The sequence below is a fragment of the Mucilaginibacter mali genome, assembly GCF_013283875.1.
In the GTDB taxonomy this organism is placed as follows: Bacteria; Bacteroidota; Bacteroidia; order Sphingobacteriales; family Sphingobacteriaceae; genus Mucilaginibacter; species Mucilaginibacter mali.
Genome location: NZ_CP054139.1, coordinates 2,617,567 through 2,635,062 on the forward strand (window position 1 = coordinate 2,617,567; position 17,496 = coordinate 2,635,062).

Below are 17,496 nucleotides of genomic sequence, written 5' to 3' on the forward strand. Positions count from 1 at the left end.
CCACTATTGGCAATGGGGATGCCATCGGGAAGAAAAACAACACAAACAGCTGATATACAGTTAAATGTTATTCACCGGCAGGTACCACAAACAAGAAAACCCTTCCAAAATGGAAGGGTTTTTTATCAGAATGGGAGACGACGATTTGCTTAGCTTAGTTTATACTCCTCCAGCTTGCGGTAAAGCGTGGTTAGGCCAATGCCTAATAAACGGGCTGTTTCGGTTTTGTTGCCGTTGGTACGTGCCAGGATTTTGTGGATATGCTGACGCTCGACGCTGGCCAGATCTACAGCGCTATGATCTCCGCTGTCATATTTAAATTCGGGCGGTAGCAGATCGGGGGTTAAAATAGCTTCATCGGCCAGTATCACTACCCGTTCTATCATATTTTTCAATTCGCGGATATTGCCTTTCCAGTGATGCTTATTCAGTAACTCTAAAAAAGCGCTATCCATTTTAAGTATGCCTTTGCCCATTTTCGATGCAAAATCTTTCAGATAATGATCTGCCAGCAAGGCTATATCTGCTTTACGCTCGTTTAGCGAAGGGAGCGCGATGGTAAATACCGAAAGCCGGTAATACAGGTCGAGCCGGAAACGCCCTGCTTCCGCTTCTTTTTGCAGATCGCGGTTGGTGGCCGCCAGTACCCGTATATTTACTTTGGTGGTTTGGGTATCGCCAAGTTTTATAAAAGTTTTGCTTTCTAAAACCCGCAACAGCTTAGCCTGAAGTTCCAGGCTCATCTCACCTATTTCGTCCAAAAAAACGGTGCCGTGCTGTGCTTCTTCCAGTAAGCCTTTTTTATCTTTCAGCGCGCCGGTGAAGGCGCCGGCCTTATAACCAAATAGTTCGCTCTCCAATAGCTCGCCCGAAAAACTGCTGCAGTTTATGGCCACAAAAGGCATCAAGCGCCGTTCGCTTTCATAGTGAATGGCTGATGCAAAAACTTCTTTACCCGTACCCGTTTCGCCCAAAAGCAAAACGGTGGTATCTGTTACCGCTACCCTGCGTGCCAGTGTAACCGCCTCTTGTATGGCTTTTGAGGCGCCTATAATATTGGCGAAGCTATATTTCCTGGTTACCTTTTTTTCAAGTTCAAACACACGTTGCTGCAAAATAGCTTTATCAATAGCCTGGTTAACCAGCGGAATGATCTTATCGTTATCGTCGCCTTTGGTGATGTAATTGAACGCGCCATTCTGAATGGCCTTTACCCCATCGGCAATAGTGCCATAAGCTGTAAGGTTAATAACCTCAACATAAGGTTTCTTTTCTTTTATGATTTTTACCAGGTCTACCCCGTTAACATCAGGCAATTTCACATCGCTTAATACCAATAACACATCTTCCTGCTGCAACAGTTTCAAACCTTCTTTACCCGTAAAAGCCTGCAATACCCGAAACCCTTCTAACCCGATGATACGCGATAGCAGATCGTTCAGCTTTTTTTCATCGTCGATGATGAGGATGGTTTGTTGCATTTGGATGCAATACTAATACTTGTTGGGGATATTAACGAATGAGCGTCGAAAATAGGTACTTCGAACCGGCAGGGTCAATGAGGTTATTAAGTATATCTACCAGGTATAGAGCGAATTAGATAGCATAAAAAAAGGACAGACCAGAAAAAAATCTGATCTGTCCTGTAACGTCGGGATGGCAGGATGATTATCCTGCTCCTTAATGCGTTGATTATATGAAAGTTATCAAGTTGACTTGTGAAAATGGTAACCGAATGGGTCTCATTTTATTAGACTTCATTTGATCGCATTTGTATCACTAAAGCACTCGTAACAGATAGTCAATGAACTTGTTATGCAAATATAATAAATCTTTTTCACTTAAAAAAGCCTATTTATTCGCCATACTGTTCATCTTTGGGTCTAAAGAACGACCGCCCCTTAATCATCATGTAAGCAACCGAAAGCGCTTAGCCGGGTAAAATGTCAAGGGCGAGCCAGCCGCTGAAAAGCGGACAATTCGGCTCGCTCCGTATACCCTTGACGTTTTATCCCGGCGTGGGCTATCTTTGCGGCTATGGTGAATGAGGGGCAACTATGCAAACGGCAATTGCTGTTTGCATTGCAATGAGGCTGGCAGCATAAGAATGAAGCCGCCTGCCGCAGGCGGTGATCTTTCCAGATATTGTATATATTTAATTCTAATACGATTGAAAAAATAGCTGAATGCAAGAAACCTTGCAACGTTTAACATGGTTGAAAAAGGAAATGCTATTTAAAAAGCAACAGAACGTTGCAATATTTAATTCTTTTTAAATCTTAATAACTCATCGGGTTCAACTTCTAAAGCTTTCGCGAGTTGCAGTACAGTTAACAAAGTGATGTTGACCATGCCGCTCTCGTAACGTTGAATATCAGCATAATCCACATTACAAAGCAATGCCATTTTCCTAAATGATAGTTTTTTAGACAGTCTTAATGATTTAAGATGTTTTCCGAATAGTGCTAATTGTTCTCTGTCTGTTTCGCTAACCATTTTTCCTGTGAAATGATTAGGAAAAATGGAATATTAAAAATTCAAAAACGTTGGCTTATTCCCCAACAAAATTTAACTTAAAATACAAAGATGGTTCACAGTGAATTCTCTTAGTTGGTTATGGATACACTTAAATACAAAATTAATTGCTATAGTCTTATATAAAATTTAGTTCCCCGTCCCTCTGTCGACTTAAAATATATCTGGCCACCATGTTGTTCAATACATTGTTTACTGAAACATAGTCCAAGTCCCGTGGAGGGTTCTCCGTTAGTGCCTATTCTGCCAGCAGCAGTAAATTTTTCGAATACATCGTTTTGATATATTTCGGGTATACCAATTCCCGCGTCCAGAACTTTTAATATGATCTGGTTGCGCTCGATCTTAGTACTCATTTTGACGGTTGAGTTTGGATAAGAGAATTTAATAGCGTTTGAAATTACATTTTGTATGGCGCGTTTTAACCGCGCACGGTCAATCTCCTTTACAAATTTATCGTTAGAAATGTTCGTTTCTACTTTTATACCTTTTAACAGACATAACCCTGATTGCTCCGTAATACAGATTTTAAAAAACTCATTTAACTCAGTTAATTCCTTTACGAGAGGTTTATTTTCATCAATTTCAACATATAAAAGATCGTCAAGAATTTCCATCGCATGCTTACAAGAAAAAGTACATAACTTTATAAACTCCTGGGTTTCCTGATCTGTAACCGTCGTATCAAGCAACTTGATCAAGCTACTCAAATTACTAATTGGATTACGCAAATCATGGATTACTTTCTGATACTGCTGTTGGGTTTCACTTACGAACTGGACTAACCGTTCAGTAATTCTTTTCATGGTAATCACGCCCAAAAACTTCCCGTCATCATAGACCGGCAGACAGTCATTTTCTGTTTCTTTCATCAATTCAAAAGCCTCAAAAATACTCTGCTCGGGGCTAACTTCCGGTTTGCTGATATCAAAATCAATTACATTAAGTGCGTCCGCATTGTGATGCAAATCCTTTAAGGTTAAGACGCCTATCACACGTTGTTCTTCGTCAATGATTGCGAGATACAGATTTTCTATCAACCACATGTATACAACCCGCGTATCCTCCAAAATAGATGCACCTGGAACTTGCCTGTCAATAAGATTAATAACTTTCATACTATCCGGTTTAGGTATATAATTAGCTCTCGTCGTCAGCAGAATTACCTTTCCTGATAATAAACTTTCGATTTACAAACCTCAATTGTTCAATAATTCATAGTATACTCACTAAACAAATGTTATACCCAATTCCAACCATACTTCACTCACTTATATTATTGAATTGTTGTACGGAGCAAGATAAATAAATGTTGGTGAATTCCACAACATTTTTCTTTAAAAACGCTTGGAGATTTGATCTAAACAATTAGCTTTGCATTATATAATAAACGTGGTCATTTGACAAACTGTCATTCACCCGTTTAATTGTGATAAGGTTTAGGTTAAAAGCCGCCCGGCAGAGTGATGGGTGGCTTTTATTATTGATAGCCTAATCCGCCACGAAAACGTTGTAACCCGTTATTACTTTTTTTGCTTCTTTAAGTGTCTTAGTTTCTGCTGTGCCTCTTTACTCATTTTAACTGCTTGCTGTGCGTTAATTTCCGCATCTAATAATTGCTGACGACGGGTTATATTAATGTTTGCCTGCCTAATCAGTTTGTCTCTGTTAACGAGGTAACCACTATCTACCTGTGCCGCAACTTCAGGGTAAAAACCTCGTACCAGTTCATATTTGTCTTTAGCTTCTGAACGACTTGAAAGTTCAATCAATAACATGACTACCATTGCAATTAAAATCGCGACGGCTAAACTCAACCATAGGACAATCTTAATCACAAACTTGGATTTTATATCAAATTCAATTCTGTTCCGAACAAGTATATATTTCGGTATGGCCTGTAATTTTTCACCGTAAACTTTCAGTTGGCTTCCATATTCGTTAAGCTGTTCCCAAAAATTTGTCATTTTCATTTCTTTTATTTCAGTTATAGACTTGTCTAAATCTTTAACCTGCGCCGGTAATTGTTCTAAATTCAAGGCCTCTATTTTACTTTGCCGCTTGTCGAGTTCAATATATTTCTTAGCCAAACTTTCAACAATTTCCTGCTGTATATTATCTTCATGTGCCATAATAATTTCTCTTATTAATTCAATCATCGACCAATGCCCATGCTTTGGTCTTGTTCTTCACCGTGACCTTTCTTGCGTCTCCGTCGAGGTTCTTCCGGTTCGCCGCCGCCTGAACTGCTTGTTTTCAATAGCTTTCCGAAGACTTCGTCTATGATGCTGGCATCTGCCTGTCTGCTCGTTTCCCTACTTCTCTCTGTTGCAATTGCCTGCCGTAACTGATCGGCCAAACGGCGTTCCTGAACCGAGCTTTGCTGCCGAGCGGTTTTTTCCTGCTGTTCGCGTACCTGCGACTGATCACTGATCTGCTTGCTTAGCCTGCTATAGCTTAAACTGCGGTCTAATTCTGACCCTTTAAACTTGAACTCGCCCTTACTAAAAGTGATACCCTGCTTTTCAAGCGAACCGCTTTTGTATTTATACAGTATACCAATGCCTTGCTTCGCTAATTCCTGCTTTAGCTCGTTCATGCTGTACACCTTTTGGCTAACCGCTTTTATGGCGTCGTGTAACTCATACTTTACCTTATCTATGCCCTTTAGTTGCTGACGATTAACGTTTTGCTTATCCTGTGCGATAAACAGGCCATGCTGCAAGGTGAGCGACTTGCAAATCTTAATGCTCTTTTGCCGTTGAAAGTTATCGGCTATGGTCTTGCCATTGTGGTTTACCCGGTTATAAATGATATGCACATGCGGATGCTCCCGGTCTTTATGACGTACCATTAAAACCTGCGTGTCCTGTATCTTCATGCGTAACAAATATGCCTGGGCGATACTGACCATTTTTTCATCGGTTAATATGTCTTTATCGTTAGGGCTCCAGCTTAATGCGATATGCCCGACCGCCTGACCTAAGCCGGGGTTCATTTTACGCTGCGCGTTAAAATCCTCGATGGTGTGCGCGATTTGCCCGGTGCGTACACCGTCCGCGTACAATATGGCTGCATGCTTTTTTAATACGTTGTATTGGATGCAGCCCCCGAAACTTTTGCCGGGCTTAGGTATCTTGGCGATCATGGCTGTTAAAATATTTCAGGGCATCAAAAATCTCGGTTAGGGTGCTGTCGGCTTTACGGGCAATACTTAGAATACCGTCCCGGTGCGCGAGCTTCGTTAATTGGTTCAGGTTATTGGCTAATCCTGACAGCATCCGCATCAACTGTAAATCCTCCGGCTTTAACCGGGCGACTACCCGCGCCGATTTAGCGGCTGCCCTTACCCAGTCGCTTACCCGCATCCCTGCTTCTCTGGCCTTTGTACCGATCATAAAATGTTCGGTGGCGGTTAGCCTCACCTTTACATGCGTCTCGCGCCTGACCCTGCTCTTGGGTCTGCCCCCCTTATGCTTGGGCTTATCAGTTTCCTGTTTAGCCGTTACTTTTAATTCCTGTGACATCATAATTCCTGTCTTTAAAAGCCTGAAACTTCCTTAAATCTTTTTGCGACCATCGGGAGCAAAAAGCAAGTTTGCCGACCCGCCGAAGGCGCGGGCGGAGTTTTTGGGTACCAAAAACACAAACTTGCTTCTTCTTCGCCCATAGACCTGGTTATCGTATATACAGCTATTCCGATAGTTCATTTGTCGATGATTTTTACTTGCTGTTTTGTTCCAATAGGTTCATGATGTCCTCGTACTTGTAATAGAGCAGGCCGCCGATTTTCGTGTAACGGAGCGTGCCGTTGATGCGCAAGTTTTGCAGCGTGCCGGAAGATATTTTAAGCAGCTTCTTAACCTCGTAGCTTTTCAGCCATTGCTTCGGTTCGATGCCGCCCGGTTGTATCATTTTCTTGATGCCCCTGATCTCGCCCAATAGTTCGTTCTTTAAATTGTTCAGGTCTTGTAATGTGATTAACTCGAAATTCATGCGGTAGCCTCCTTGCTTTGGTTTGAATTTAATGGTGTGGAAAAATTAAGATTTGCGGCTGCTATCCATTCAAGCAGAGCATTACGGGAGAACAGTAGTTTACCCCGCGTTTTAACGTGGGGGATTTTGTTCTCTTTGGCCAGTCCGTAAATGGTTGACGGCTTATAGCATATCAATGCCGATGCCTGCCGGGTCGTAAGCAGTACGTCCTGCTCCGGCGGCCTTTTGTCCGTCTCCAATGCTTTACGGACGGATGCTTCCATGAGCTTGCTCAACTCATTTTCTGAAAGGGAAGTAAATAGAATTCTTGGTTTTGTATCCATACATTTCGCGTTTGATGGATACAAAGGAATAGTACAAACCCCCTTAAAATCGCAATGACATTAATGTAATAATTTATGTTTTTTAAGGATTTGAAGCATTTCTTCGATATGGGGATTATCGGTAACGCTGTCTTTAAGTATGTCGAGACCCTTAGGGGCGTGGGTGGCGATAACGCTTTTAATACTCTCGGTGCCGGAGCCTGCAAAAACAGCAAAGTATTTTTTTAGGATGGTTGCATATTGGATGAGTTTGGTGCTGCGGTTAAATTCCCGGTTGATATTATAGGTAGCGTACATCAACGCATTGAGTACGTTGCGCATATCGCCGCGTGATGTGATTTTGACCGCTGTATAATCAGCCATTTTAAGGCTGTCGGGAAAAGCGCCGGACGAAAAGACCGTACCTAAAAATTTTTGCAGGTCGGTTTTGCTGAATACGGCGGCCTCTGTGCCGTTCTTTGTTTTAATCGGTTCAGTAAGAACCGACCACACTTTTTTTATCTCGGAAATATCACAAAGCAATTCAATACGCGTGGTGTCGGTTTTTTCGTTGATTGTTGGCTGCTCTTGCGGTGCGATTGGTTCGTCCTTGCCTGCAAGTTCGCGCCTCTTGTTATAACTCTCAAAATGCAATCCAATAGCGGCGTTTCCATCCGGCGATAGTGCCAACAAATGGTTGATCTCCACAAATCCCCGGTATAGACTGGCTTGCAGGTAACCTAAGTTATAAAAAAGCGTGTCAACCAGGTCGCCTTCAAAAAAAAGAAAATCAAGGCAGTAAAGGCAAAAGGCACGTAGATACGGTAATTGCTGCTCATACGGTAGTGCCGCATAGCTTATACCTAAATTCTGTTCGAAATCGCTTTTGCCTTGTTCATAGCCCTCCGTAAACCGCTTTGCCAGTTGCTCTTTAAAATCAATGTTCCATCCCGGCCAGTAATCGACCTCATATTGGTTTAAAGTATCTTCCGTGATATTTAAAAATTCTAATAAATCTTCATCGCTGATAAAGTAAACATGGCCGTCTCTTAACAATTCCAGGAACGGAAAATAGCCCTCCCTGTCCATCAGGTCAAAGCGGCTATCAGAACGGCCAAATACCCCGTCCCGCTTTTTGATAAAAGGGACTTTCAGGGCATCATAAAGATGACCGGAATACGGACTAAAATGTTGTAGCCGGTGGAAAAACATACTTTCCTTTAACGGCAAAAATTTATTTTAGTTTATAGGAAAGGGGTCAACGGGCTAAGTTTTATGCTTTTTCCGACTTTTGATGTTGTTTTAAGACAGTCTATACATTTGTTAAAGCCACTTGCAACTTTTAGTCTTTTTTCTGTCGCTATCAGGCTACCGATGGTAATGATTTGGGTAAATTGGTCGCACTTACCCTTTAAACCTCAGTGAGTAAGCATCCTCATGCTTTTAGGGTATTCTATAAATTAGCGAATTAATATTAACACCGGCACCTACAGCAACAAATGCCAGAATGCGGTCGTTCGTAATATTATAATTTTCTATCTTACCTTTTGAAAAGAGGTCGTATAGCGTAGGCAACGTTGCCACAGAACTATTGCCCAGCCAGGAAATGGTCATCGGCATCATATTGTCAGGAATCGACTTAATCCCGTAGAGTTCATATAATTGTTTCAGAATAGCCTCATCCATTTTATTATTTGCCTGGTGGATCAGCATTTTATCAATATCAGCAATTGATAATCCTGCCATTGCAATTGATTCTTTAATCGCAACCGGGACATATTTCAGCGCATGTTCATATAATTTCCGCCCCTGCATTTTTAAAAAAAGACGGTTATTACCATAGGCAGGATTGGATGATTTTTCCATCTTTAATACATACGCAAGCTCATGGCTATATGACCGGGTAACATGCGCAAGGATACCCACAGGTTCTGCACTTTCCATAGCTTCCAGGATCACAGCCCCTGCGCCGTCTGCATAAATCATACTGTCGCGATCATGGGGGTCACATATACGGGAAAGTGTTTCTGCACCTATCACCATTATTCTGTGAGCATTTCCGCTCCTGAGATAAAAATCTGCCTGTATCACTCCCTGTAACCACCCTGCGCATCCAAATGGCAAGTCATAAGCGATTGTCCGGGAATTGGAGATTTCAAGGTTATATTTTACTCGTGATGCAAGAGACGGCACAAACTCGCTCCGCGGATTATCAGCTCTTATATCACCGAAGTTATGCGCAACAATTATATAATCCAGTGATTCGCAGTCAATTTGTGCAGATTCAAGGGCACTCGTCGCAGCCAAGGTAGCAATATCAGAAGTAACAAGGTCATCGGTAACATACCTCCGTTCCCTGATCCCTGTGATTTGTTCAAATTGCCGAATTATTTCCTCATTAGTTTTTTCCAATACTGTGCCATCTTGGTTAAAAAAAATGTGCCCCATAAAGTCTTTATTTGTGATGGTGCGTGTAGGCAGATAGCTGCCGCTACCAATTATGATTGATTTCCTTGTATTTCCCATTTTATTTATAGGTATAAAGGTTATAAACAAAAAGGCACCTGACGCTAACGACAGGTGCCTACGAAAATTGTATCGTGATTTTTATATTACTTTTACATTGATCGCATTAAGGCCCTTGCGGCCTTCTTCTACCTCATAACTTACCAGATCATTGTCATGGATCTCATCAATAAGTCCGGTAGCGTGAACGAAAATTTCGCTCCTGTTGTCATTCTGTGAAATAAAGCCAAAACCTTTTTGGTTGTTAAAAAATTTCACAGTTCCTTCTTTTTGCATATTTATTATTTTAATAAGGAGGCAAGGTATGTATAATAATCAGGAAACCAGCACAATTGCGAAACTATTTAAATAATAGGCAAATACGATGACATTCTTACTCTGTCCAGATCAGCAAAATATTCGAACTGATTTTGACGGTAATTGTTTTTTGAATACTCAAGATCATCTGTTATTTGTGACGCAGGAATGACCGGATGGGTTCTGAAAGCCCCTAACAAAATGAACTTGAATGTGTTGAGGTAGTAATCGTACTTCTATACCGAAGAACGGCTCACAATCAAATAATGGTCTACCGAACAGGATTTTTACTTCAAAAAGATGATATAGAACGGTACATCCAGGTAGAGACAATACTGGCGTTTTATAAACAGCAGTTTATCAATACCGGCAAGCATTTACTTTTTGAGGGTGAAACATTTATAGGCAACGTAACCTTTTCAGATGATCACTGTATCCTGAATGGTTTCGATAATTTTGACCAATCAGAAAAAAAGGATATCAGGGCTTTTTTGGGAACCCTAATTATTCCGCATCAAAAAGCGCTTGCTTCTGCGTTCGGTTTCGGATTGCAGATCAAAGATAAATTAGTTTATTGCGAAGTGATCTTAAACATGGGGCTATATGAAATCTGGTTTAACGGTATTAATATAGCCGTACTTTCGCAAAACGCGAAATGCATCTGGCTGCAAGTTTCCGGGAATGCGTTGCCTCCTTCAATTCTCAGGGACATTAAAAAAGGAATAGAAAAATACTACAATCAATTCTGACAGATTTATAGTTATTTGTTTCTGTTCATTTCTTCCATATCCATATCTCTCTCATATTTTCTGATGACGTCATCAGAAAATATGGCCTCTTTGTGAAATTGTAATAAAAGCTGTCTGCGAAACATCACTATTTCTATTTGTGCCGACAAAAGCTGGTTCACAGGTTCTCTCAACAGGTCTGCCGAAGATAAATTGCTCGTTGCCGGATGGGCAATATCGTATTCCAGCTTTTTTGCAAATGATTCGTATTGTGTAATAATATCTTCCCTGATCTTATCACTTATTACTAACTGAAGATCGTTCGTTATAAATGTAATAATGCGCTCGGTCATGACAAGTTGCAGCTCTTTTTCTTCCCGACTGACGTTACTATCCTTTCTAATTTTCAATAACTTTATCAGCAATGGCAAGGACATTCCCTGAATAATAAATGTAGCAAAAATAACCATGAAAGCCAGGAAGATGATCAACGGTCTTTCTACGAGAAGTTTCCCATTACGAAGGATCAGCGGTAATGCCAGCGCCGTTGCAAGAGATACCACTCCACGTGTACCTGTCCAGGCGATTATCAGCACATTTTTCCAGAGGTCAGGACCAGTATTTTCCTCGCTACCTGATGACCACTTCGTTAGTAACTTTTGAGCAGACACGCCGGCGAATACCCAGATAATACGCACAAGTATGGTCACACTACTGATAGCGATACCATAACCAATCAGTTGCAATACGCTATATCCGGTCAGGCTTTTCAATATAGCAGGCAACTGCATCCCCATAAGAATAAAAATAAATCCGTTTAACAGGAAAATGATTGTATCCCAAACAGCCCTTGTACGCAACCGGGTATCATAGTTAAATATTTCCGGCGCTCGGTGAGCAATAACCAAACCTGCCGCTACAACCGCCAAAACACCGGAGACGTGGAGCCGCTCTGCCGCTAAATAGGATATGAAAGGTATTAATAAGTTCAGACTTGTATTGACTATGGCATTATTCTTAATTCTTTTGTGAATAGCCGCAAACAGCAAACCACTAATAATTCCGGCAGTTATTCCGCCGACGAATAATATAATAAAGTCAAGCCCGGCCTGCCAGAAAATAAATGTGCCGGTAGCTATGGCAATAACCGCATAGCGATAAGTGATCAACGCAGCAGCATCGTTAATAAGACTTTCCCCTTCCAGTATAGTTGTTACTTGTTTACCCAGTCCTAATCCCCGGGTAATGCCTGTAGCCGCCACAGCATCCGGGGGAGAAACGATAGCCCCCAGTACAAAAGCCAGCGGCCATGAAAATCCAGGTATAAGCCATTTGGCAACTATTGCAACAGATATCGTGGTTATGAACACCAAACTAACGGCCAGAGCGGTGATTGGTTTTATTGCGGCCCTGAATTCGTTCCATGATGTTTTCAGCGCCGATTCAAATAGCAATGGAGGCAGAAAAACCGAAAATATTGCATCGGGATTTAAACTAAGATCGGGCAGTGTCGGTATAAAGCCGACAGCAAGTCCGGCTGTTACCATCATTACCGGGTAAGGTAACCTAATTCGCCTGGACACTGCCGAAAGAACGACTAATATAGTAATAACAAAAATGATCCCTTCAAACTCTTGCATTTGTTTTAGTAAATACGTTTACCCAGTGGATTTGTTTATCATCCGGCGAAAGCAGTACACTATAATTAAAATGCCGAATTAATTATTCGTAATTATTTCCTACTATGGCATTTAAAATGTAACTTACTCATGGCCGCGACGCCGACGTTTACGGCTACCAAGTTACCCCTAAAATATTCCCGGTATGCGAGTTCGGGCGTTTAAAGTGAACAGTTTTCCTGCCAATTTAAAATCTCATAAATAATTAGAAATGACCTATAGTTCCTATAATGTAACCGATCCGCAGCATTTCAAGGTGGCTGAGTATCCGCTTGTTTCAGGCGAACTGAAATTGCTCAGTCAGGCGCTTTTTAATATTCCCGGTGCGCATAAGGCGGACATCTTTATTTCTTTTTTAAAAGATCATTATATAAATGCTGCCTGGGTTGCCGATAGTCCGTCAATTGTCAAGCTGGCTCTTTCAGGAGTTCTTTCCACCAGCCATATCGAAAGGCTTTTTACTTCGTGCCGGCAGAATACAGGTTTTCTACAGGAATTTGAAGATTATTTCAAAGATATGCTTTCTGAGAACAATAACGGCTCAGCACCCGACGGGATTGCTTCGGAAATAACAGTATTATAGGAAAGCTTTTTAATGACATGTTTTCTGTGGTTAACTATTTCGTTTTCATTACATTATGCCAATTTCGAATTACCCATTCTCTGGCCTGAATGTGCGTTAAATTTTTCTCGGGCAGAAAAATGAGCATTTCTTCAATTTTTCCTGATGGTAGAACACCGGATAATTGCGTACTGAGCTTATTGATCAGGTGAAGTACTTGGTAGCCGTCATGCCGGTTAAAGGCCAGATGGTCTCCAAAAAATGGCCTGTTAGAATGCATGCCTCGCCCGTTATTCCAACTGTAACGCTGTTTTAATTTCAAATTGTCTTTTTCTATCATAATCATTAAATCTATTATCCTTATTAAGCTATTGGAGTCCCTGGCGCATATAAAGCCTGAAAGCCAGGGATTGTTATGGTTTCAGTATCCCTGACTATAATATATCACTGGTTATGCAGCGAAGCAACCTTTTGTGTGTTTGCCAGGTAATATCCTCAATCAGTTATAGGAAGATTAAACCTAAAGATGGTGCCATTACCGATAGCTGACTGAACAGTGATTGTTCCTTTTAGAGCCCTGATCAGTTCTTTTACCGTTGCCAGGCCTATTCCGGTGCCTTTTTTATTTTCACGATCAGTGATATGGAGTGTAAAATTGCTGCTAAAAATCTGCTCGTGGTATTCTTTGGCTATGCCAACGCCGTTATCCTCTACCTCAAAAAAATAATGCCGGGCATCCTGCCTGAACCTGATCTGTATCAGTCCACGGTCTTTATCATTATAACGAATAGCATTGGTCAGCAAATTGATCAGTATTTGCTGAAGGGCGATCGTTGAGATATTCAGCGTCTCATTTTCAATAGGCAAAATAATACTGAAATTATCAGGGATGTTAATCGTACTGATCACGTCCTTCAAAAAAGCTAAAAAATTGACCGGATGTTTTTGTGTTGACAATAATCCGGGTGATTTGGAATAGGCAAGCATACCATCCAGCATAGTTATTAGGCGTTTAGTAGCATTGATATTCCGGTCTATTAAATCCTCACAGCTTTTATCCTGAAGTTTTTCCAAACGCGCTTTCAATAACTGTGCAGTTAGCAGGATACTGCTCATCGGGTTTTTAATGTCATGAGCTGCCATTGACACAAATCTCTGTATAAAGAGATTTGAATCAATGAGTTCCTGATGTATCTTTACCAGTTCTATAGCGCTTCTTCTTAATTCCAGTTTGTCTACAACCTGTTTAGCAATTATCTTTAAAGCGTTGGTTTGTTCTTCGGTTAGGTGCCTTTTATTCTGATCGATAACGCAAAATGAGCCTAATACAAAACCATCCTTATTAATGAGAGGAATGCCGGCATAAAAAGTGATTCCGTTTTCAGCTTGGATCATTGAATTCGCAGCAAATCGTTCATCCTTGCTGGCATCTTCTACGATCACGATATCATTATCAGAGGTAATCGTATGCGCACAAAATGACTGCTCAATCGGAGTTTCTTTCTCGGCTATTCCTTTGCTCGATTTAAACCATTGTCTTCTATCGTCAATCAAGCTGATAAAGGCGATAGGCGTCTGACAGATGGCGGAGGCCAAAGCGGTTAGTTCATCAAAGTCCTTTTCTTCAGCAGTATCTAAAATATCATAGGATTTAAGTGCCTCCAGTCGTGCTTCTTCATTCTGATCATTGAAAAACGCGAGCATCGACATCTATATTTATTGTAAGAAGAAAATAAAGATAATCATAATTATTGAGAAGTTGTTTTATTTTAGGAAACGGGTTAAATAGCGGTACCAAATGTTGAGTACCTTTTCCTGATATATTTTTATATTGTGCAATCGCGATAACAAAAACCGCGTTCAGGCGTTATATCATTAGTTCTTCTATAAAAAGTATCTGCATTCAGTTAATCAACTCTATTGTTGATCAAAACGCATCTAAATCCATTTTGCGTTTATGCTCAAGCAGTCAGGCCGACAGGACTATAAAGCCTTTCTCCGCGCTTCTTATCGATCCATCTGTACATTGATTAATGTACTCAAATTTATTTTTATGATGATTATTCTGATTTTCTTTTTAGCGCATTGGTTTTTGTCGCTGTTCTTTCAAACGTTTTTCCAGCACCGATATGCTTCGCACCGTATGTTTACCACAAGTAAGGCATGGGAGCGTATATTTTATGTGATGGCCTATCTTTTTGAAGGAGCATCCTTTTTAAACCCGCGGGCTTACGCACTGATGCACCGGGAGCATCACGCTTACAGCGATACGGAGAAAGATCCGCATTCGCCTCACTTCTTTGTTGACATCTTTCAAATGATGAAAGCAACTGTTAAAACCTTCAGGGATTATGTACAACGCACCAAAGATCCGGAAGCACAGTTTCCGGGGCACTACCCGGAATGGCCACTGGTTGATCGAATGGGTTCTTCTATTTTATCACGTCTGCTTTTCGGCGCAGCTTATACTACCTTTTATATCTTCTTTGCCACCCAATGGTGGCTGTTCCTTTTGCTGCCCATTCATTTTATGATGGGGCCGATACACGGCGCTATCGTTAACTGGTGCGGACATAAATATGGCTACCGCAATTTTGACAATAAGGATAAATCAAAGAATACGACGCCGTTCGACTTTCTAATGCTGGGAGAACTGTTTCAGAACAACCACCATAAGCATCCCAACAGCGCAAATTTCGGCAATAAGTGGTTTGAATTCGATCCGGTTTACCCGGTGATCAAGCTGATGCACTGGATGCGGATCATCAAATTAAGGAAAGCATATTGAAACAATTATCATAAACAAAAACAATAAAAAACTGCCCAACCCGGTCGGAAAAAAAGGGCCGTCTGCATACCAAGCAGGCAAAACAGAGGCACCTAAAACGGACATCGTCTACATCTAAAAAGAAGAAATAAAATGATAATTCAGACAGATAAATTTAAAAACAGCCAGTATACCCGGCTAAACATCAATCAACAACGTATATGAGACGGTGCCGGTTGGCAGTTATTGCCGCAATATGTTGTGTATTGCCTTCGGCACTGTACGCTCAGGACGCATCGAATACGATACCTAAACAAAGCGCGGTAAAAGATACTTCCCGGCAAACAGACCTGATCGATGTCGCTAAGAGCCTGTTTCACATCAATCCTCAGCAACCAAGAATACAACGCGAAAAAAAGGTGTACTTTTCTATCCTGCCTATCCCTGGCGCTGTGCCGGGGGGCGCCGGGCGCGCATTGATCACCAGCACCACTGCGGGTACTTACCTTGGACCGCAAAGCACTACTAACCTGTCTACAGCTACGTTCGCACCTTACTGGAATTTGCATGACCGGTTCGGCCTGCCTTTGCGATCCAGCATCTGGTTAAAAAACAATGCCTGGAACATACAAGGCGATATCCGCTTTTTAATATATCCGCAATATACCTGGGGGTTGGGCAGCAGTCATGCCTATGCCGACAAAACATTGGTAGACGATAATTATATCCGTTTTTATCAGAGCGTGCTTAAACGCATTACGCCCTATTTTTTTGCTGGCGGCGGCTACAATATTGATTACCGCAGCAATATAAGGAGCGACGATCCAAATGTTAACCTGGGCAGGTTTGCGGGCTATAATTATGGCACCAATGGCAGTTCGGTATCATCGGGAGTTAACCTGTCGCTGCTTTATGATACCCGTAACAATTCGATAAACCCTCTTCCCGGCTCATATTTTAATTTGGTTTACCGCATCAATCCGGTATTTCTGGGCAGCAATAACAACTGGCATTCCTTATATCTCGATTACAGGAAATATGTGCCGCTTAACCCGGCAAACAAAAACCAGCAAAATACACTGGCCTTCTGGTCGTACTTCTGGACGGTATTTAACAGCAATGCGCCTTATCTCGATCTGCCGAGCATCGGCTGGGACCCTTATAACCGCTCTGGCGAAGGCATCGATCAGAACCGCTACCGGGGCAGGTCGCTGTTTTACCTGGAGAGTGAATACCGCAGGGACATCACCGAAAACGGGCTGCTTGGCTTTGTGGTGTTTGCCGATGCAACGACCGTAAGTGGTTCGGGTAACCTGTTCACATCCTGGCACCCGGCGGCGGGAACGGGCCTCCGGGTCAAATTTAACAAGGGTTCCAATACCAATATCGGCATAGATTATGCTTTCAGCCAGGGTTATCGAGCAGTAGTACTTAACCTGGGCGAGGCGTTTTAAAACAGGTTGCAATATTTTACCTGTATTGTTAAAATATTAAAATTTCGGTTAGTTAATGTGTGAGTGGCGTGACAAACTACCGGGTTTTTAACTGTAGATTTACTCATTCTCCAAGCGATGTACGGCAGTAAGCCATTTACACGCTACACTTTCTACTAAACACAAAAAATCGTGAAATTTATTAACTATGTATTATGTTCCATAATACTGTTGTCTGTCAGCACGTCTGGATCTGCACAGAAATACAAAGCGCCAGCAGATATGGTGAAGCTGAATAAGGAGTATGTTAAAGTAAGCAACGAGATCACGGATATTAATGCGCAGCTCACTATAGCCCAAAATAACCTGCCCGGCTATCAAACAACAGCTAATACCGCAACCGGTAACGTATAAACCGCCGCCTCAACCAGTAGTAACAGCTCATCCAAAGCAACCAACGGTAATATTGACGACGCAAAATCGTCAAGAAAGGATGCGGATGATGCTTATGATAAAGCCAAAGATTCCAGATCGGCGAACAATAACGTCGGCAAACAAAATGAAAGGATAAGGAAGCTAAAAGCAGACCTGAACAAGAAACAGCAGCGCCTGAAAGACCTGGATGTTATGCGTGCCGCCATTTATGCCCAACTGCCAGCAAACCGGCATCA

19 protein-coding genes are annotated in these 17,496 nt (G+C 41.7%); 5 read left to right on the plus strand and 14 right to left on the minus strand.

Annotated features, from left to right (window positions below; translation table 11 throughout):
* Positions 1 to 149: 149 nt before the first annotated feature.
* From HQ865_RS11005 to HQ865_RS11055, 11 genes are all read right to left on the minus strand, one after another.
* Positions 150 to 1,481 (minus strand): sigma-54-dependent transcriptional regulator, encoded by a 1,332-nt coding sequence (locus tag HQ865_RS11005; protein ID WP_173414955.1) that lies wholly within the window; start codon positions 1,479 to 1,481, stop codon positions 150 to 152.
* A 781-nt stretch (positions 1,482 to 2,262) separates the two neighbouring features.
* The gene (locus HQ865_RS11010) at positions 2,263 to 2,496 is read right to left on the minus strand and encodes a helix-turn-helix domain-containing protein (protein WP_173414956.1); all 234 of its coding nucleotides are present in this window, start codon (positions 2,494 to 2,496) and stop codon (positions 2,263 to 2,265) included.
* A 149-nt stretch (positions 2,497 to 2,645) separates the two neighbouring features.
* Positions 2,646 to 3,653, minus strand: a complete 1,008-nt coding sequence (locus tag HQ865_RS11015; protein ID WP_173414957.1) for an ATP-binding protein — start codon at positions 3,651 to 3,653, stop codon at positions 2,646 to 2,648.
* A 405-nt stretch (positions 3,654 to 4,058) separates the two neighbouring features.
* Positions 4,059 to 4,667, minus strand: a complete 609-nt coding sequence (locus HQ865_RS11020) for a hypothetical protein (RefSeq protein ID WP_173414958.1) — start codon at positions 4,665 to 4,667, stop codon at positions 4,059 to 4,061.
* A 23-nt stretch (positions 4,668 to 4,690) separates the two neighbouring features.
* Complete coding sequence (locus HQ865_RS11025; RefSeq protein WP_173414959.1) at positions 4,691 to 5,683, minus strand: relaxase/mobilization nuclease domain-containing protein; 993 nt, start codon at positions 5,681 to 5,683, stop codon at positions 4,691 to 4,693.
* Complete coding sequence (locus HQ865_RS11030) at positions 5,664 to 6,065, minus strand: plasmid mobilization protein (RefSeq protein WP_173414960.1); 402 nt, start codon at positions 6,063 to 6,065, stop codon at positions 5,664 to 5,666. Before HQ865_RS11030 ends, HQ865_RS11025 begins: the two co-directional genes overlap by 20 nt.
* Positions 6,066 to 6,258: 193 nt before the next feature.
* Positions 6,259 to 6,531 (minus strand): helix-turn-helix domain-containing protein, encoded by a 273-nt coding sequence (locus tag HQ865_RS11035; protein WP_173414961.1) that lies wholly within the window; start codon positions 6,529 to 6,531, stop codon positions 6,259 to 6,261.
* Positions 6,528 to 6,794: a helix-turn-helix domain-containing protein gene (locus HQ865_RS11040; protein ID WP_173414962.1), complete on the minus strand. Its 267-nt coding sequence runs from the start codon at positions 6,792 to 6,794 to the stop codon at positions 6,528 to 6,530. Before HQ865_RS11040 ends, HQ865_RS11035 begins: the two co-directional genes overlap by 4 nt.
* Before the next feature lie 120 nt (positions 6,795 to 6,914).
* Positions 6,915 to 8,063, minus strand: coding sequence for a hypothetical protein (locus HQ865_RS11045; RefSeq protein ID WP_173414963.1), 1,149 nt, complete (start codon positions 8,061 to 8,063; stop codon positions 6,915 to 6,917).
* Positions 8,064 to 8,276: 213 nt separating this feature from the next.
* Positions 8,277 to 9,359, minus strand: a complete 1,083-nt coding sequence (locus tag HQ865_RS11050; RefSeq protein WP_173414964.1) for a 3-oxoacyl-ACP synthase III family protein — start codon at positions 9,357 to 9,359, stop codon at positions 8,277 to 8,279.
* Positions 9,360 to 9,440: 81 nt separating this feature from the next.
* Positions 9,441 to 9,635 carry a cold-shock protein gene (locus HQ865_RS11055; protein ID WP_173414965.1) on the minus strand — a complete coding sequence of 65 codons (195 nt, stop codon included), beginning with the start codon at positions 9,633 to 9,635 and terminating at the stop codon, positions 9,441 to 9,443.
* Positions 9,636 to 9,922: 287 nt separating this feature from the next.
* Between HQ865_RS11055 and HQ865_RS11060 the strand changes: the two genes are divergently transcribed.
* Positions 9,923 to 10,405, plus strand: a complete 483-nt coding sequence (locus tag HQ865_RS11060; protein WP_173414966.1) for a hypothetical protein — start codon at positions 9,923 to 9,925, stop codon at positions 10,403 to 10,405.
* A gap of 11 nt (positions 10,406 to 10,416) precedes the next feature.
* On the opposite strand, the gene HQ865_RS11065 is transcribed toward HQ865_RS11060, so the two are convergent.
* A complete protein-coding gene (locus HQ865_RS11065; RefSeq protein ID WP_173414967.1) occupies positions 10,417 to 12,024 on the minus strand; it encodes a Na+/H+ antiporter in 1,608 nt (535 codons plus the stop codon).
* A gap of 250 nt (positions 12,025 to 12,274) precedes the next feature.
* Here HQ865_RS11065 and HQ865_RS11070 point away from each other — a divergent pair, with 250 nt between their 5' ends.
* Positions 12,275 to 12,646, plus strand: coding sequence for a hypothetical protein (locus tag HQ865_RS11070; RefSeq protein WP_173414968.1), 372 nt, complete (start codon positions 12,275 to 12,277; stop codon positions 12,644 to 12,646).
* Positions 12,647 to 12,680: 34 nt separating this feature from the next.
* On the opposite strand, the gene HQ865_RS11075 is transcribed toward HQ865_RS11070, so the two are convergent.
* On the minus strand, positions 12,681 to 12,965 hold the full coding sequence (locus HQ865_RS11075; RefSeq protein ID WP_173414969.1) for a hypothetical protein: 285 nt from the start codon (positions 12,963 to 12,965) through the stop codon (positions 12,681 to 12,683).
* A 155-nt stretch (positions 12,966 to 13,120) separates the two neighbouring features.
* Complete coding sequence (locus tag HQ865_RS11080; protein WP_173414970.1) at positions 13,121 to 14,335, minus strand: sensor histidine kinase; 1,215 nt, start codon at positions 14,333 to 14,335, stop codon at positions 13,121 to 13,123.
* Positions 14,336 to 14,681: 346 nt separating this feature from the next.
* Here HQ865_RS11080 and HQ865_RS11085 point away from each other — a divergent pair, with 346 nt between their 5' ends.
* The 3 genes from HQ865_RS11085 to HQ865_RS11095 all read left to right on the plus strand — a co-directional run bounded on the left by HQ865_RS11085 (position 14,682) and on the right by HQ865_RS11095 (position 17,239).
* On the plus strand, positions 14,682 to 15,413 hold the full coding sequence (locus HQ865_RS11085; RefSeq protein ID WP_173417777.1) for an acyl-CoA desaturase: 732 nt from the start codon (positions 14,682 to 14,684) through the stop codon (positions 15,411 to 15,413).
* A 200-nt stretch (positions 15,414 to 15,613) separates the two neighbouring features.
* Positions 15,614 to 16,846 carry a BamA/TamA family outer membrane protein gene (locus tag HQ865_RS11090; protein ID WP_173414971.1) on the plus strand — a complete coding sequence of 411 codons (1,233 nt, stop codon included), beginning with the start codon at positions 15,614 to 15,616 and terminating at the stop codon, positions 16,844 to 16,846.
* Positions 16,847 to 17,017: 171 nt separating this feature from the next.
* Positions 17,018 to 17,239 carry a hypothetical protein gene (locus tag HQ865_RS11095; protein ID WP_173414972.1) on the plus strand — a complete coding sequence of 74 codons (222 nt, stop codon included), beginning with the start codon at positions 17,018 to 17,020 and terminating at the stop codon, positions 17,237 to 17,239.
* The last annotated feature ends 257 nt before the right edge of the window (positions 17,240 to 17,496 follow it).

What these genes read in the sequence shown, in the direction of transcription:
- HQ865_RS11005 (WP_173414955.1), bottom strand. Translation starts at nt 1,481, where the DNA reads ATGCAACAAACCATCCTCATCATCGACGATGAAAAAAAGCTGAACGAT.
- HQ865_RS11010 (WP_173414956.1), bottom strand. Translation starts at nt 2,496, where the DNA reads ATGGTTAGCGAAACAGACAGAGAACAATTAGCACTATTCGGAAAACAT.
- HQ865_RS11015 (WP_173414957.1), bottom strand. Translation starts at nt 3,653, where the DNA reads ATGAAAGTTATTAATCTTATTGACAGGCAAGTTCCAGGTGCATCTATT.
- HQ865_RS11020 (WP_173414958.1), bottom strand. Translation starts at nt 4,667, where the DNA reads ATGGCACATGAAGATAATATACAGCAGGAAATTGTTGAAAGTTTGGCT.
- HQ865_RS11025 (WP_173414959.1), bottom strand. Translation starts at nt 5,683, where the DNA reads ATGATCGCCAAGATACCTAAGCCCGGCAAAAGTTTCGGGGGCTGCATC.
- HQ865_RS11030 (WP_173414960.1), bottom strand. Translation starts at nt 6,065, where the DNA reads ATGATGTCACAGGAATTAAAAGTAACGGCTAAACAGGAAACTGATAAG.
- HQ865_RS11035 (WP_173414961.1), bottom strand. Translation starts at nt 6,531, where the DNA reads ATGAATTTCGAGTTAATCACATTACAAGACCTGAACAATTTAAAGAAC.
- HQ865_RS11040 (WP_173414962.1), bottom strand. Translation starts at nt 6,794, where the DNA reads ATGGAAGCATCCGTCCGTAAAGCATTGGAGACGGACAAAAGGCCGCCG.
- HQ865_RS11050 (WP_173414964.1), bottom strand. Translation starts at nt 9,359, where the DNA reads ATGGGAAATACAAGGAAATCAATCATAATTGGTAGCGGCAGCTATCTG.
- HQ865_RS11055 (WP_173414965.1), bottom strand. Translation starts at nt 9,635, where the DNA reads ATGCAAAAAGAAGGAACTGTGAAATTTTTTAACAACCAAAAAGGTTTT.
- HQ865_RS11060 (WP_173414966.1), top strand. Translation starts at nt 9,923, where the DNA reads ATGGTCTACCGAACAGGATTTTTACTTCAAAAAGATGATATAGAACGG.
- HQ865_RS11065 (WP_173414967.1), bottom strand. Translation starts at nt 12,024, where the DNA reads ATGCAAGAGTTTGAAGGGATCATTTTTGTTATTACTATATTAGTCGTT.
- HQ865_RS11070 (WP_173414968.1), top strand. Translation starts at nt 12,275, where the DNA reads ATGACCTATAGTTCCTATAATGTAACCGATCCGCAGCATTTCAAGGTG.
- HQ865_RS11075 (WP_173414969.1), bottom strand. Translation starts at nt 12,965, where the DNA reads ATGATAGAAAAAGACAATTTGAAATTAAAACAGCGTTACAGTTGGAAT.
- HQ865_RS11080 (WP_173414970.1), bottom strand. Translation starts at nt 14,335, where the DNA reads ATGTCGATGCTCGCGTTTTTCAATGATCAGAATGAAGAAGCACGACTG.
- HQ865_RS11085 (WP_173417777.1), top strand. Translation starts at nt 14,682, where the DNA reads ATGATTATTCTGATTTTCTTTTTAGCGCATTGGTTTTTGTCGCTGTTC.
- HQ865_RS11090 (WP_173414971.1), top strand. Translation starts at nt 15,614, where the DNA reads ATGAGACGGTGCCGGTTGGCAGTTATTGCCGCAATATGTTGTGTATTG.